The organism is Nitrosopumilus sp. b1, from assembly GCF_014078545.1.
Lineage (GTDB): Archaea > Thermoproteota > Nitrososphaeria > Nitrososphaerales > Nitrosopumilaceae > PXYB01.
This window is the reverse complement of the sequence record NZ_MU078723.1, coordinates 1-14,902: the sequence shown is the minus strand read 5'-3', so window position 1 is coordinate 14,902 and position 14,902 is coordinate 1. Positions and strand designations below refer to the sequence as shown.

15 protein-coding genes are annotated in these 14,902 nt (G+C 36.8%); 11 read left to right on the top strand and 4 right to left on the bottom strand.

Annotated elements, in window-relative coordinates; translation table 11 throughout:
- Positions 1-2: 2 nt before the first annotated feature.
- Both C6988_RS05755 and C6988_RS05750 read right to left on the bottom strand, forming a co-directional pair.
- Positions 3-467 carry a response regulator gene (locus C6988_RS05755; RefSeq protein ID WP_182134113.1) on the bottom strand — a complete coding sequence of 155 codons (465 nt, stop codon included), beginning with the start codon at positions 465-467 and terminating at the stop codon, positions 3-5.
- A 71-nt stretch (positions 468-538) separates the two neighbouring features.
- The gene (locus C6988_RS05750; RefSeq protein WP_182134112.1) at positions 539-943 is read right to left on the bottom strand and encodes an HIT family protein; all 405 of its coding nucleotides are present in this window, start codon (positions 941-943) and stop codon (positions 539-541) included.
- An 80-nt stretch (positions 944-1,023) separates the two neighbouring features.
- On the opposite strand from C6988_RS05750, the gene C6988_RS05745 reads away from it, so the two are divergent.
- Positions 1,024-1,620 carry a protein-disulfide isomerase gene (locus C6988_RS05745; RefSeq protein ID WP_182134111.1) on the top strand — a complete coding sequence of 199 codons (597 nt, stop codon included), beginning with the start codon at positions 1,024-1,026 and terminating at the stop codon, positions 1,618-1,620.
- A 51-nt stretch (positions 1,621-1,671) separates the two neighbouring features.
- Positions 1,672-3,345 carry a dihydroxy-acid dehydratase gene (gene ilvD, locus C6988_RS05740; protein WP_182134110.1) on the top strand — a complete coding sequence of 558 codons (1,674 nt, stop codon included), beginning with the start codon at positions 1,672-1,674 and terminating at the stop codon, positions 3,343-3,345.
- A 2-nt stretch (positions 3,346-3,347) separates the two neighbouring features.
- On the opposite strand, the gene C6988_RS05735 is transcribed toward ilvD, so the two are convergent.
- Entirely contained in the window at positions 3,348-3,554 is a 207-nt protein-coding gene (locus C6988_RS05735; protein ID WP_182134659.1) for a hypothetical protein, read from the bottom strand.
- 217 nt (positions 3,555-3,771) lie between these two features.
- Here C6988_RS05735 and C6988_RS05730 point away from each other — a divergent pair, with 217 nt between their 5' ends.
- The 8 genes from C6988_RS05730 (at position 3,772) to C6988_RS05695 (ending at position 13,074) form a co-directional block, all read left to right on the top strand.
- Complete coding sequence (locus C6988_RS05730) at positions 3,772-5,121, top strand: anthranilate synthase component I family protein (protein ID WP_182134109.1); 1,350 nt, start codon at positions 3,772-3,774, stop codon at positions 5,119-5,121.
- Positions 5,118-5,711: an anthranilate synthase component II gene (locus tag C6988_RS05725; RefSeq protein ID WP_182134108.1), complete on the top strand. Its 594-nt coding sequence runs from the start codon at positions 5,118-5,120 to the stop codon at positions 5,709-5,711. Before C6988_RS05730 ends, C6988_RS05725 begins: the two co-directional genes overlap by 4 nt.
- Entirely contained in the window at positions 5,708-6,754 is a 1,047-nt protein-coding gene (gene trpD, locus C6988_RS05720; protein WP_182134107.1) for an anthranilate phosphoribosyltransferase, read from the top strand. The genes C6988_RS05725 and trpD overlap by 4 nt, the downstream gene beginning before the upstream one ends.
- A gap of 53 nt (positions 6,755-6,807) precedes the next feature.
- Positions 6,808-7,524 (top strand): indole-3-glycerol phosphate synthase TrpC, encoded by a 717-nt coding sequence (locus C6988_RS05715; protein WP_255464287.1) that lies wholly within the window; start codon positions 6,808-6,810, stop codon positions 7,522-7,524.
- Positions 7,521-8,711, top strand: a complete 1,191-nt coding sequence (gene trpB, locus C6988_RS05710) for a tryptophan synthase subunit beta (protein ID WP_182134106.1) — start codon at positions 7,521-7,523, stop codon at positions 8,709-8,711. Before C6988_RS05715 ends, trpB begins: the two co-directional genes overlap by 4 nt.
- The gene (gene trpA / locus C6988_RS05705) at positions 8,698-9,504 is read left to right on the top strand and encodes a tryptophan synthase subunit alpha (RefSeq protein WP_182134105.1); all 807 of its coding nucleotides are present in this window, start codon (positions 8,698-8,700) and stop codon (positions 9,502-9,504) included. Before trpB ends, trpA begins: the two co-directional genes overlap by 14 nt.
- 17 nt (positions 9,505-9,521) lie before the next feature.
- Positions 9,522-11,138, top strand: a complete 1,617-nt coding sequence (gene pyrG / locus C6988_RS05700) for a glutamine hydrolyzing CTP synthase (protein ID WP_342752370.1) — start codon at positions 9,522-9,524, stop codon at positions 11,136-11,138.
- A gap of 457 nt (positions 11,139-11,595) precedes the next feature.
- Positions 11,596-13,074, top strand: coding sequence for a HAMP domain-containing sensor histidine kinase (locus C6988_RS05695; RefSeq protein ID WP_182134103.1), 1,479 nt, complete (start codon positions 11,596-11,598; stop codon positions 13,072-13,074).
- Positions 13,075-13,140: 66 nt separating this feature from the next.
- On the opposite strand, the gene C6988_RS05690 is transcribed toward C6988_RS05695, so the two are convergent.
- Complete coding sequence (locus C6988_RS05690; protein WP_182134102.1) at positions 13,141-14,139, bottom strand: NAD(+)/NADH kinase; 999 nt, start codon at positions 14,137-14,139, stop codon at positions 13,141-13,143.
- A 155-nt stretch (positions 14,140-14,294) separates the two neighbouring features.
- Here C6988_RS05690 and C6988_RS05685 point away from each other — a divergent pair, with 155 nt between their 5' ends.
- A complete protein-coding gene (locus C6988_RS05685) occupies positions 14,295-14,549 on the top strand; it encodes a hypothetical protein (protein WP_342752369.1) in 255 nt (84 codons plus the stop codon).
- Positions 14,550-14,902: the final 353 nt, after the last annotated feature.

The window sequence follows — 14,902 nt, the reverse complement described above, 5'->3', positions numbered from 1 at the left end:
TATTATCTAATTGCTGCTGCATCCTGTGTTATGGATAATGGTGTTCCTTGTTGTTCACCAACAATTCGCTGTCCAATTAGTTTGCCCTCGATTTTCTTCACTAGAAATTCAAGTGAGAATGGCTTTTGAATAATTTGCACAGTGTCATCTCTTAGATCATTTACCTTACCCAGAATTCCATGACCGTATGCTGAGAGAAATACCAGTCTTTGGTTTGGTTTATACTTTAGAATTTCCTGAGCAGCAGTGGCACCATTTTTTCTAGGCATGTCATGATCCATTAAAACAATATCAAACGGAGGCGAGTTGTCCTTTCGGAATAGTTCAGAATATTTTGCCTCATTCATGAATTCATCAACGCATTCCACACCGTCTTTTGTAAGTGTGACCTTGTGGCCACGTTTCTCTAGAACAGTCTTGTACTGTTTTGCAGTATATTCATTGTCTTCTGCAATCAAAATATTCATCGTCATTATTATCAAGTAATTTTTTTCATCATTTTAAAACGAGTTTGTTTGGCTTGGACGAACTAATTTGCTCAGATGCTGTTTCGTATCTTTTCGGCAAGTTCAGCCAAGTCAGAATCTTTTGATATCTCACGCTTTGTCCAGATTGTTCCCTTGTCATTGAATCTTGGTATGATGTGAATATGCACATGTGGAACTATCTGTTTTGCTGCTTTGCCATTGTTTTGAGCAAGACTAAACGCATCCGCTTTAGTTGAGTGTAAAATAGAGCGAGCAATCTTTGGAACAAGAGAGAAAAGTTTTCCAACATTTTCTGGCTCCATGTCTGTAATTCTCTCATAATGTCTCTTTGGTACAACAAGGCTATGTCCAACATCAATTGGGTATTTGTCTAAAAATGCAACATGCTCATCGTCTTCGTAAATTAAATGACCTAAACGATCACCTTTGATGATATCACAAAAGATGCATCCCATGAATCTATGGGATTTTTGTATTTTATTTATTGTTTCATCGATTGAGTTAAGTAGGGTAATTTTTTCATCAGGAGTTAATCATGGGTAAAAAAGCCAGAAAAGAGCGCGAAGAGAAACGTGAAAGTTTTGCAGCTCAACGTAGCAAGAAGAAGAGAAAGACTTACCTCATGGCAGGCGCTGTTTTTGCAGTTGTGATAGCTATCGTAGGATATTCTGCTTACAACTTTGCAACAAACTTTTCAAATGCACCAGGTGCACCACCAGGCGCAGGAATGCTTGGAGGAGAACATGTACACTCTTCTATACTAGTGAAAATTTTTGGCGATAAATTTGATTTCAGTCTTCCAGCATATCAGATAAAAAGTAGCTGGATTCACTTTGAGGCCCAAGATGGTACAACAATCCACAGACATGCAGAAGGAGTAACTCTAGGATATCTCTTTGATACTCTAAGTATCGATGTATCAGATGAGTGTTTCATATTTCCTGATGGAAGACAGTTTTGTACAAATGAGGATTACACCTTAAAGTATTATGTAAATCACGAGCAAGTAACTGGAATCTATGATTATGTCTTTAATGATGAAGATAGAATTCTGATTTCATACGGTAGTGAAACCCCTGAAGAGATTGAAGAGCAATTACGAGAGTTAGATTCACAACAAATTCTTGCATGATTTTTTAAAAAAACTCTAAATTATACTAATTCAAGGTAGATGTGTTAATTCATGGAAATTTCTAGTAGAAATGTAGTAGAAGGAACTTCGCGAGCACCTCACAGAGCCATGTACAAGGCAATGGGGTTATCAGATGAGGATCTTGGCAAACCATTTGTCGGAGTTTGTCATACAGGAAATGAAGCTACTCCATGTAACATTCATCTGCCACAGCTAGCATTTAGTGCAAAGGAAGGAGTTGCAGCTGGCGGTGCTACACCAAGAATGTTCTCAACCATTGCAGTCAGTGATGGAATAGCAATGGGACATGAGGGAATGAAATCATCTTTGATATCAAGAGAAGTCATTGCAGATTCAATTGAACTAATGGTCAGAGCACATCAGTATGATGCGCTAGTTGGAATTGCAGGTTGTGATAAAAGCTTACCAGGAACAATGATGGCAATGGCCAGACTAAACATTCCATCTGTCTTTGTGTATGGCGGAACAATAATGCCAGGAATGCTAGATGGGAAGGAGCTTACAATAGTTGATGTATACGAAGCAGTAGGAGCTTATGACACAGGACAGTTATCACTTGAAGCACTAAAAAATATCGAAAACACCGCATGCCCAACTGCAGGCTCTTGTGGTGGAATGTTTACTGCAAATACCATGGCATCAATCTCAGAAGCAATCGGATTGGCATTACCAGGTAGTGCTAGTCCTCCTGCAGAAGATGATAGACGCAAAAAGATGGTGTATGATACAGGCCTTGCATGCGCAAAGCTATTAGAAAATAACATTCGACCAAAGGAAATTCTAACATTTGAGGCATTTGAGAATTCAATTACTATGCTAAATGCAGTAGGTGGCTCTACTAATGCCATTTTACATCTATTGGCATTAGCAAATGAGGCAGGAATCAAGTTAACATATGATGATTTTGAGAGAATAAGAAAAAAGACACCACATTTGGCAGATATGAAACCAGGTGGAAATTATGTAATGAATTCACTAGATAAAATTGGTGGAATCCCATTTGTCTTAAAGAAATTATACGATAAAGGATTGATTCATGGTAACTGCATGACATCTACTGGAAAGACAATGGCAGAAAATCTATCTGCAATGAAATTTCCAGAGACAGAACAAAAGATTGTAAAATCAGTTGATGCGCCGTTACATTCAGTTGGAACAGCTGTAATTCTAAAAGGCTCACTTGCACCAGAAGGTGCAGTGATAAAGACAGCTGGTGTCGAGATGACAAAGTTCACTGGAAAGGCCCGAGTCTTTGATAGAGAAGAGTATGCATTTGATGCAGTATCAAAGGGTGAGATTGATGAAGGACATGTCGTTGTCATTCGATACGAAGGACCAAAGGGAGGTCCAGGAATGAGGGAGATGCTTGCAACAACTGCAGCTCTAGTAGGTCAAGGACTAGGAAAGAAAGTTGCTATGGTTACTGATGGAAGATTTTCAGGTGGAACAAGGGGATTCATGGTGGGCCATGTTGCACCAGAGGCATTTGTTGGAGGACCAATTGCATTGGTAAAAGATGATGATGAAATCACAATAGACACTGAAACCAATATCATTGATCTTCATGTATCACAAGAAGAATTAGAATCAAGAAGAAAGGCATGGAAGCGTCCAAATCCAAACTATACACATGGTGCATTAGCAAAATATGCATCACTAGTAGGCTCTGCAGCACAAGGAGCAATCACATCTCCAGCTAGCTAGAATTATTTTAGATAATAGTGGGAACCACAGAAGAATAATGAGCCCATTGGGGTATGTTTTGCAGTAAGGGATAATCCATCCTCTAGTCCTTTACCACAGATGTAGCAGCTGATACTAGTAGCAGATGACTTTACCAGTGGTTTCTGAAATGGTAGAAAATCCTGTATGAGAAGACGGCTGTTTTTTGGTCTCTCTAAGATTTGACTCATGGTTATATTACGAAGCGATCAGATATAAAGGTACCGTACCATACCGTATAAAGAGGGCCGAGGGTCCCAAAGAATGGAGGGGCATTTGGGCATTGGGAAACTCCTCGACTTTAATTAGTAAAAGAAAATTTTTGCCTTAACTTTGTGTGTGTTATACCTGAACACACTGTTGCGTTTCAAAATTTTAAATAGCCATCAAATCTGATTTTACACATGGGTGAACACCTTTGGAAAAGCAAGACCAACAGTAATACCCCTAGAGTTATCTGAAAATCAATTCGAACTTTACAAAAAGATTTCAAAAAATTATTCACACACATTTCTCTTTGAATCACTTACAGGTCCTGAGGAGTTAGCAGAGACATCAATTATTGGATTTGAGCCAGAGTATGTAATCAAGGGGTACAAAGACAAGATAGAAGTCTATCAAAAAAACAAACTAACAGATACTATTCCAACTGATGATCCTTTCAAGGAGATTAAAAAATTAATCAAGACAACAGATGATAAATCATACAGATACTTTGGCGGAGCAGTAGGATTTGTAAATTATGATGCCATAAGGCTAGTAGAAGACATTCCAATCAAAAACAAATCAGATGATGTCTTAATGGAGTTTGGAATATACCATGATGGAATATTTTTTGATAACAAAAAGAACAAGCCGTATTACTTTTTTTATGATACCAACAGATATTCAGAATTAATAAAACAAGAAACAAAAGATTCCTTTGAGATATCAGAGTTTACACCAAATATTTCAAAGGATGTCTTTGAATCAATGGTGGAAAAGGCAAAAAGATACATCCATGATGGAGACATCTTCCAAGTTGTTCTATCGAGAAGATTTGATTTTACTGCTAAAGGGAATCTCCTAAAGGTGTATGATGTACTACGAAAGATAAACCCATCACCATACATGTATCACATGAAGATGAATAACAAAATAATAATTGGTGCAAGTCCTGAGATGCTAATTCGCGTAACAGATGATGTTGTTGAAACATTTCCCATTGCAGGAACAAGAAAGATTACTGATGATGAAGACAAAAACAAAAGTCTTGAAGTAGAGCTTCTAAATGATGAAAAGGAATTAGCAGAACACACAATGCTAGTAGACCTAGGAAGAAACGATATCGGTAGAGTGTGTAAATTTGGCTCTGTAGTGGTCAAGGAATTGATGAAGATCAAAAGATTTAGTCACGTTCAGCATATAGTATCTCATGTGGTAGGTACTCTGAATCAAAAATTTGACATGTTTGATGCATTCAAGGCAGTATTTCCGGCTGGAACAGTTTCAGGTGCACCAAAGGTTAGAGCAATGGAGATCATTGAGGAGTTAGAACCACAATCAAGAGGCCCATATGCTGGAGCAGTCGGTTACTTTTCATGCAATGGATGCTGTGATTTTGCAATAGCAATTAGAAGCATCTTCTTTGATGGAAAGAATGGTTTTGTACAGTCTGGAGCTGGAATTGTATCGGATTCTATTCCTGAAAATGAATTCAAAGAGACAGAACACAAGGCAAATGCAATGCTTACTGCACTAAAGGAGGCTACAAAATGAAATTTCTGATAATAGACAACTATGATTCCTTTGTGTATAATTTGGCGCAGTATCTTGGGGAGCTAGGCGTTGATTGTGATGTGATTCGAAATGACAAGATAACAATTGATCAAATAAAGCAAAACAACTATGATGCAATAATAATCTCCCCGGGGCCTGGTACGCCCGATGATGAGAAATATTTTGGAATCTGCTCTAGTGTTATCAAGGAGCTTGGCCCAACAAAACCAATTCTAGGTGTCTGTCTTGGTCACCAAGGAATTATTTCAGCATTTGGCGGACAAGTTACAAATGCAGGATGCGTTCGACATGGAAAGACAAGCAAGGTAGAATACAAAAAAGATTCATTGTTTGAAGGGGTAAAGAATCCATTTAGAGCAACTAGATATCACTCGTTAGTTGGAGACAAGACAATCATTCCAGACTCACTAGAAGTCATTGCAACTGCAACAGATGATGGAGAAATAATGGCAATAAAGCACAAGGACTATTTGATACAGGGTGTCCAGTTTCATCCAGAATCAATAATGACTGAAGATGGAAAGATAATTCTCAATAATTTTATCAAGCAGGTGAAGGCACAAAAATGATTTCTAATTCAATAAAAAAATTACAAGAAAAAACCAATCTATCACACAAAGAGATTACTGAAATAATGACAGAGATTCTCTCTGGAAAGACAACAGAGCAAGAAAACTATGACTTTCTATCAGGACTAACAGAAAAGGGAGAGACAGATGAGGAGTTACTAGGAATGCTTGAAAAGATGAATGAGTTTTCCCTAAAGATTACGCCTGAGAATGAGGGCAGAATCATAGATGTGTGCGGTACAGGAGGCGACAAACTCCAGACATTTAACATCTCAACTACGGCATCCTTTGTTATTGCAGCATCAGGCGGAATCGTTGCAAAGCATGGAAACAGATCAAATTCAGGAATCTTTGGCAGTGCAGATATCTTTGAGTACTTTGGATATGACTTGATGCAAGAGCCAGATTCAATTAGAAAAGTTTTGAAAAAATTTAACATCTGCTTTATGTTTGCACAAAAGTTTCATCCAGCAATGAAGCATATTGCCAGTGCAAGAAAAAAACTGCAAACGAGAACCGCCTTTAACATTTTAGGACCGCTAACAAATCCTGCAGGGGTGAAAAATCAGCTAATTGGAGTATCTTCGGATGATCTACTAGAAAGATTGCCAAAGATTTTGCAAAAGAATGGTGCAGAGTATATCATGACTGTAAAGTCAGAAAATGGAATGGATGAGTTTTCAACCAGTGCAAACAACAAGGTCTGCTTTTTAAAAAATGGCAAGATTCTAACAAATATCGTAAATCCTGAGATGGTCGGATTACACAAATCACCAATTAAGGATATCCAAATAAACACAAAAGAAGAGGCAATCAAGTCATTTGTTGATGTGTTAAACGGAACTGCAAATCAGGCAATGATTGAAACTACTGCGCTAAATGCAGCAGGTGGATTAATTGTAAATGGAATCACAAACAGCTTTGATGAAGGAGTGGAACTGGCATTATCATCAATCAATGACGGTAAGGCATTCAAGTTATTTACAGAATTTATAAAAAATACTGGAGACCAAACAAGAATCAAAGAGGTGCTTGAATCATAGACAATATTCTAACAAAGCTTCTCAACAACTCACAAGCTGCAATTGATGATGGAGTGTATGAAGTTGATGCAAATCTGGAACAATCAACCCAAGACTTGCTGCAGACTATACGAGTCAATCAGCATCCAACATTAATCACTGAGATAAAATTTGCATCACCCTCACTAGGTAAAATCAGAACAACATCAGATCCTGTAAGGATTGCAAATGCAATGATTGAGGGAGGCTCTAGTGCATTATCCGTATTGACTCAGCCATACCTGTTTAATGGTAGTCCAGACTTTTTCATGCAGGTAAGACGTGAGGTAAAGGTGCCTATGCTCATGAAGGATATCATGATTGACAAGGTCCAGATAGATACTGCAAGAAAGATTGGTGCAGATTACATGCTTCTAATCCAGTCATTATTTGAGCAGGGCCACCTAAAGGAGATTGATGAGTTTATCGATTATGGTCACAAAAAAGGACTAAAGATACTGCTAGAAGTCCATACAAAATCAGAGCTAGAAAGTGCTCTAAAGACAGATGCAGATTTGGTTGGAATAAACAATAGAAATTTAGACACATTAGAGATTGATCTAAAGACAACTGAGAATCTACTCAAAGAGTACAAGCAAGATAGACCAATTATTTCAGAAAGTGGCATAGAGACACCAGATGACATCAAGTATCTGAGAAAGTGTGGTGCGAGTGGATTCCTAATTGGTTCCAGCATAATGAAAAGCGATAATATCAGAGAGAATGTGAGAAAATTGGTGAGTGCATATTGAAGTATCCAAAAAACGGCAGATTCGGTGAATTTGGTGGAAAATACATTCCTGAAACGCTAGTTCCAGCAATTGAGGAGCTAGAAGAAAATTATCTAAAGATTAAAGATGATAAAAAATTCAAAGCAGAACTTGATTATTACCTAAAGGAGTATGCCGGAAGGCCAACTCCCCTATACTATGCAAAGAACCTAACAGAAAAGATTGGCGGTGCTAAAATTTATCTAAAAAGAGAAGACTTGCTGCACGGTGGCGCTCACAAGATAAACAATACACTAGGACAGGCACTCCTTGCAAAGAGAATGAACAAAAAGAGAATCATTGCAGAAACTGGTGCAGGCCAACATGGTGTTGCAACTGCAATGGCATGTGCATGTTTGAAGATGAAGTCAGAAGTTTACATGGGATACAAGGACACAATACGACAAAAGCTAAATGTTTTTAGAATGAATTTGCTTGGCTCCAAAGTGCATCCAGTAAAGTCAGGTTCACAAACACTAAAGGATGCAATCAATGAAGCTATACGAGACTGGATTACAAATGTAAATGACACTTACTATCTATTGGGTTCTGCAGTGGGACCACATCCATATCCTGTAATGGTGAGGGACTTTCAATCAGTTATCGGTCAAGAGATTAAACAACAGATGAAGAAATTAGAAAATAAAACACCAGATACAGTAATTGCATGTGTTGGTGGAGGCTCTAACGCAATTGGAACGTTTTATCCACTAGTTGATTCAAATGCAAAGATAATTGGTGTAGAGGCTGCAGGAAAGGGCCTAAAATCAGACTATCACTCAGCTACACTATCTGCTGGAAGCAAGGGAATCTTACATGGCATGATGACATATCTTTTACAGGATGCAGAAGGGCAAATCAAGGAGACACATAGTATATCAGCAGGACTGGATTATCCAGGGGTTGGCCCAGAGCATGCATATCTAAAGGATCAAAAACGAGTAAAGTATCACAGTGCAAAGGATTCAGAAACAATTGATGCATTCTTGCTCCTAACTAGAACTGAAGGAATCATTCCAGCACTTGAATCATCACATGCAATTGCAGAGGCAATCAAAGTTGCAAGAAACAGCCCAAAATCTGAATCAATTGTAGTTACATTATCTGGCAGAGGAGACAAAGACGTCGAAGTAGTAGAAGAGTACATGAAGAAAAATGTCAAGAATTGAATTAAAGTTCAAGGAGTTAGACTCTAAGAACGAAAAGGCATTAATTGCTTATGTTATGGTTGGATTTTTGCCAGACAAAGATACCATCTCAACTATTCGAGGACTGATCAAGGGAGGTGCAGACATTATAGAATTAGGATTCCCATTCTCTGATCCATTAGCAGATGGTCCTGTCATACAGAATGCCAGTACCGTTTCATTATCAAAGGGAACAAAGATGAAAAAGTTTCTTGATATCGTAAAGACGATAAGAAAAGAGACAGACATTCCACTAGTCCTTATGACATATGCAAACATTCTGTATCACAAGGGATATCAAAAGTTCATCAATGAAGTAAAAAAGGCAGGAATTGATGGACTGATTCTACCAGACATGTCAGTTGAAGAATCCTCAGAGTATTTGGCTGCTGCAAAAAAAGCAAAAGTTGATACGATTTTCTTGGTCTCACCAAATACTACCAAAAGCAGAATTGAAAAAATACTAAAGGCAAGCTCTGGCTTTTTGTATCTTGTAGCAGTGTATGGCACTACTGGAATCAAGACAAGTATTCAAAATTATTCCATAACAGCTGTAAAAACGGTAAAAAAGATTACAAAAAATAAAATTCCAATAGGGATTGGATTTGGAGTATCTACTCCATCAGATGTTAAAAGATATGTCGCAGCTGGTGCAAATGGAGTAATTGTTGGTAGTGCATTTCTTAGAATAATGGAGAGTACTCCCTCATCAAAACTACAAGACAGGATTTTCAAATTTACTAAAAGTTTGAAAACACAGACAAAGTCAAGATAAACGATTAAAAACCCGATATGTCATTCATATATGTGCAGACAAAGTTCATTTTCGTAACAGGGGGTGTAATGTCTGGCCTTGGCAAAGGAGTCGTGACTTCATCCATTGCAAAATTATTACAGTTATCAAATCAAAAGGTATCATGCATTAAGATCGATCCATATCTGAACTATGATGCAGGAACGATGAATCCTGTTGCACATGGTGAGGTCTTTGTCACAGAAGACGGGGGCGAATGTGATATGGATATTGGAAATTATGAGCGATTCTTGAATCAAAATATTCTAAAGAGCCACAATATCACTACAGCGCAGGTCTATTCCAAGGTAATAGAGGCAGAAAGAAAAGGAGAGTATCTTGGTGCATGTGTTCAGATTATACCTCACGTTACAGATGAGATAAAAAATAGAATTTTTCAGGTAGCTGAATCTGAGGAATTAGATGTTTTAATTGTTGAATGTGGTGGAACAGTCGGCGACATTGAGAGTCTCCCATTTTTAGAGGCATTAAGGCAGATTAGAGTGGAACAGGGACCAAAGAATGTAATCTTTGTTCATGTAACCTTAGCCCCTTCACTAGATGTTGTAGGAGAACAAAAGACAAAACCAACACAGCACAGTGCACAGGAGTTAAGAAGAATTGGTATTCAGCCAGACTTTTTGGCAGTAAGATGCACAGAACCATTACAAGAAAAGACCAAAAAGAAGATTGCATTATTTACAAATGTTACACAGGATGACGTACTATCATGTCATGATGTAAAATCAATATTCCAGGTACCACAGATACTGTATGATCAAGGAATAGTGGATTCAATCTTTACAAAGTTTGGCAAAGTTGGACTCGTCAATGCATCTGCTAATTGGGACAAGTGGAATGGAATTGTAGAATCTATGCTGAATCATGAGGATAAACCAGTAAAGATTGCAATGGTTGGCAAGTATGTTACTCTGGCTGATAGTTATGTTAGTGTTAATCATGCGTTACATCATGCAAGTGCAAAGATTGGAAAATCAGTAAAGATTGATTGGATTGATTCAGAATCAATACCAGATTATAAAATACTATCAAACTATGATGGCATACTAGTTCCAGGAGGATTTGGAACAAGGGGTTCAGAAGGGATTATCAAAACAGCAGAATATGCACGGGAAAATAATATCCCATATCTAGGAATCTGCTTTGGATTCCAGCTAGCAGCAGTTGCCTTTGCAAGAAGTGTTTTGAGGCTAGAAGATGCAAACTCTACTGAAATCAAGGCAAATGCAAAAAATCCAATCATTGATCTGCTACCTGAACAAAAAGACATCGAAGACATGGGCGGCTCACTGAGATTAGGTGCAAATGAAATCTTTGTAAAGGAAGATTCTGTTGCAAAGAAAATTTACAAATCTAAAACAATATCAAAAAGACACAGACACAGATACGAGGTAAACAAGGATTACATCAGTCAATTTAATGAAAAAGGATTATTCTTTACTGGTGAAAGCGATAGTGGAAAGAGAATGGAGATTCTTGAGATTCCATCACACAAATTCTTCATTGGAGTTCAATTCCACCCAGAGTTTAACAGTAGGCCGGGATTTCCTGAAAATGTCTTTGAGGCATTTGTTAGTGCGGCTGCCCAAAAGTAGTTGTTTAGAGTCTCAAACCCGGTAAAACCCTATAGAATTTTTATAAATTGAATGCATACTAGAGTCATGAACACTGCACCATTTTGGAGAAGCAAAGTCTGTTCTGATTGCAAACGGATGAAATGCCAAAAAGGATGCAACTGTGATTGCCACTGGGATAGAAATCGGTAATATTTTTCCAAGTAGAAAATTATAGAATTAATTACAAGAAGAAAAAAAATAATCTGCTAATGATTATTCCAAAGGGTTCTCTCTGATTCCTCTTAACGTGATGAAAACAAATTCCGAATATGAAGCAAAATTTACTTTTGGATTATTCAACAATATCCACTAATTCTAATGATACCAAAAAAAGTAATGTTTACTATTAGCAAAAATATTACCTCTAGCTCGTTTTTTGTGAACAGGATCTTTTATGATAATAAAAAATATTCATCATAACCAATAGGAGCTAAATTTGAAAATTAAAGTAAAACTCGCCATAGGCCTTACCATGTTACTGCTTGTATTTGGAGTAAATTTTCTAATGGACAAGCACTACAACGAAAAGATGGAAACCGTAGCAAATTATCATCACTTTATGAGCATTCCTGCATTGACTATACTTGAAAAGATTGATACCAATTTTATGAAAATGAATGCCAAGTTTTACGAGGATATAGCTAAAGGCAACGATGTTGAAATCAAAGAAGAATTTTTCAGAAACTTTGAAAACACCAAGAATTTGATTCAAGAGTATGATGACTTGAGATTGGTAAAAAATAATGACAAATACCTTGCAGATCAAATGATGAGGGAACAAATGCATGCATATGCTAGTGATATGCAAATTAGCCTACAAAATTACCACGATGTATCAATTGGGATATTTTCAAATGAAATTAATCAAAGCACACTGTTTGGATTTAATTTTGATGAAATAGTTGAAGAGGAAAAACATTTTCTTGAATTGTTAAGTATGGCAAAACAAATGGAATCACAGGGTCAAAACATAAACCAAGCACAAATTAATTCTATTGTTGAAGAATCAAATTATTCACAAAATTTCTTGTTAATAATTTCTGTTGGAATATCATTAGTAATTTCAATTTTGATCATTAATTCAGTAAATTCTTCAATAAAAAATATCAGCAAAGTTACTCAGGAAATATCTTCTGGCAAATACGATATAAAATTGGATAAAACTAATGATGAGTTTGATGAAATTTCTAACAGTATAAACCAATTGTCAAATGAAATTATGGTAAAAACAGATGAGGTAAAAAAACAGGAACGACTTTCAGCCATAGGGGAGTTGTCTGCAAGATTGGCACATGACTTGAGAAACCCACTCTCTGCAATTAAACTCTCCATGGACATCATCAAACATGAAGCATATCCAAAAATGAATGAAAATATTGAAGAAAAATTCAGAGTCATCGATAGAGCAATCCATCGCATCTCGCATCAGGTTGAAAATGTATTAGAGCATGTCAGGGAAAAAGAGCTACAACTGAGTTCCTGTAACATATCAGATATCGTAAAAGATTCCTTTGCATCTATTGCAGTACCAAAGAATGTTAAGATAAAATTCGAACTGTCAAACAATAATCTTGTGTGTGACCGAGCCAAAATTGAGACATTAATCACAAATCTGCTTGTAAATGCGGTTCAAGCAGTATCTAATAATGGTGAGATCAGCGTAAAAACTAAAGGAGATTCTAAATCTATTATCATTGAGGTTCAGGATTCGGGATTAGGAGTTGATTCAGAATTTCAAGAAATGATCTTTGAGCCTTTGTTTACTACAAAACAAAGAGGTACAGGATTGGGTTTAGCAAGCTGTAAAAGAATCGTAGAACAGCACAAGGGAACTATTGAATGCAAGAGCAATCCTTCAACATTTGTAGTGAAACTACCAATACTCAAAAACCCACTCGTTGAATCAAGAAGTTAATCGTTCAATCCCATCATATCGCAAAACATTTTAGCAAAGTCACAAAAGAGAGGATTGTTTTTTTATTTATTCTATCTTTGATATCTCGTAAATTTTCTGTCTTGCATCACGAATCGACACCTTACGCTTTACGTATCCTTTATCCAAAAGATGGCTAATTGCTAATCGAACTGTTCTATCAGGAAGTAATGTTTTGCTTGCAAGCTCTTTTTGGGTTAATGCTCCCTCATACTCTAGGATCTTTAACAATAGCTTTGAGCTTGGAGGCATGCTGAGTAGCTCCTCAGCAAGATGAACCTTCTTTGCAAGTGCAGAGATTGCAGTAGAGTCCTTTTTCATTCGAATAATCCTGGCTGGAGGCAAAAACTTTGTGCACTCTACTAATTTTTTCACATTGTACCTATCGATTCCATCCAAGACTACTTCACAGTGTAACCTAGATGAGATATCATCAATCTCAATTGAGCTATCATTTGAAACTATTATGGGCCTTCTTGTTACATTCAAAGAGTTTACAGAGATTATTCCAAAGACAGCAGACTCTTGAAATATCACAGGCCCTCCTGCAGACATTGAATATGCAGAGGAACCAATTGGTGTCGATACAATTATTCCATCACTGCTATCATGCCATACTTCTTCACCATTAACACGCAGTGTATGCTCCATTAGCATTGCACTCTTTGATGCAAACACAGAGACATCATTTAACACAGGATAAACATTCTTTCCATCAATTTTTACTCCTAGTCGCTGAACTTCCTCTACTGTGTACTTTTGTTTTTTCAGACGCTCAACATAACTTGAAAGCTCTTTTAGATCTATTTGTGCCAAGAATCCACTAATTTCAGCTTCGCTGATTCCAAGTATTGGTGTTGTCGAATCAAAGGTACGATGAAAATAGTTGCGTACTCCCTTGTCACCACCCAGTACGATAATGAAATCAAAGGGTTTTGATTTTGTTTTTGAGACAAGTGATGTGGAAATTCCCTTGTCTTCAAAAATTTTCTTGATTAATTTTGATGAGGAATCCGTTAATCCTTTACCATAGATACCAACGTGCATAATTGAATCATAAATTGGATCAATAAAAGGATAAATCCATTATCAAGTCAAGAAGTATACGATTTCGTTCAGGAAATTATCCTTAAGAAATTATAGTAATTATCAAATCTGATTTTCTTCAAAATTCTAATTTATTAGAAATTCATGTTTGATTTATGGACATTATAGGAATGTATATGATAAATTCAGGCTACGATAAAGAGAAAGTTAACGAAGCTTTAGAATTGTTATACCGAGATAGAAAAAATGAATTCTATGAACTATCTCAAGCATTCCTAGGTAAAGAGAAAATGGACAAAATGCCAAACTGGAAAGAATTTGTTTTAAATTTTTGTTTGGATCTACGTGATTCTTTTAAAACTTGGACCAATCAAAAGCCTCCTTCTCCAACATCACCACAAAAGGACTAACAATCTTAAGACAGATTGGAGGCGGGATGAAAACTATGAATGAACTGACCAAAATTTTAAACATTGCCTACTCTCTTGCAATTGAGTTTGAGGAAATCTACAAACGAGTAAGATAAGAAAAATTCATACACGATAAACTTCATTTGGATAATTCAAAACGATTAATCAAGGAATGCCATAAGTTTTTGGATTTACTAAATCTGCCTAAATTTTATCGTGTTATAAAAATAAGATGCGTTTGTTTCAATAGCTCCGCGTTCTGGTACCTTGAGTAAGCCAATCTCTTTTGTATCAAGGGCTGCCTGAGCAGAGCCGCCAGCAAAACAAAACGCCCATAGAAAGTCCTTCTCTTT

What these genes read in the sequence shown, in the direction of transcription:
- C6988_RS05755 (WP_182134113.1), bottom strand. Translation starts at nt 467, where the DNA reads ATGAATATTTTGATTGCAGAAGACAATGAATATACTGCAAAACAGTAC.
- C6988_RS05750 (WP_182134112.1), bottom strand. Translation starts at nt 943, where the DNA reads ATGGGATGCATCTTTTGTGATATCATCAAAGGTGATCGTTTAGGTCAT.
- C6988_RS05745 (WP_182134111.1), top strand. Translation starts at nt 1,024, where the DNA reads ATGGGTAAAAAAGCCAGAAAAGAGCGCGAAGAGAAACGTGAAAGTTTT.
- ilvD (WP_182134110.1), top strand. Translation starts at nt 1,672, where the DNA reads ATGGAAATTTCTAGTAGAAATGTAGTAGAAGGAACTTCGCGAGCACCT.
- C6988_RS05735 (WP_182134659.1), bottom strand. Translation starts at nt 3,554, where the DNA reads ATGAGTCAAATCTTAGAGAGACCAAAAAACAGCCGTCTTCTCATACAG.
- C6988_RS05725 (WP_182134108.1), top strand. Translation starts at nt 5,118, where the DNA reads ATGAAATTTCTGATAATAGACAACTATGATTCCTTTGTGTATAATTTG.
- trpD (WP_182134107.1), top strand. Translation starts at nt 5,708, where the DNA reads ATGATTTCTAATTCAATAAAAAAATTACAAGAAAAAACCAATCTATCA.
- trpA (WP_182134105.1), top strand. Translation starts at nt 8,698, where the DNA reads ATGTCAAGAATTGAATTAAAGTTCAAGGAGTTAGACTCTAAGAACGAA.
- pyrG (WP_342752370.1), top strand. Translation starts at nt 9,522, where the DNA reads ATGTCATTCATATATGTGCAGACAAAGTTCATTTTCGTAACAGGGGGT.
- C6988_RS05690 (WP_182134102.1), bottom strand. Translation starts at nt 14,139, where the DNA reads ATGCACGTTGGTATCTATGGTAAAGGATTAACGGATTCCTCATCAAAA.
- C6988_RS05685 (WP_342752369.1), top strand. Translation starts at nt 14,295, where the DNA reads ATGGACATTATAGGAATGTATATGATAAATTCAGGCTACGATAAAGAG.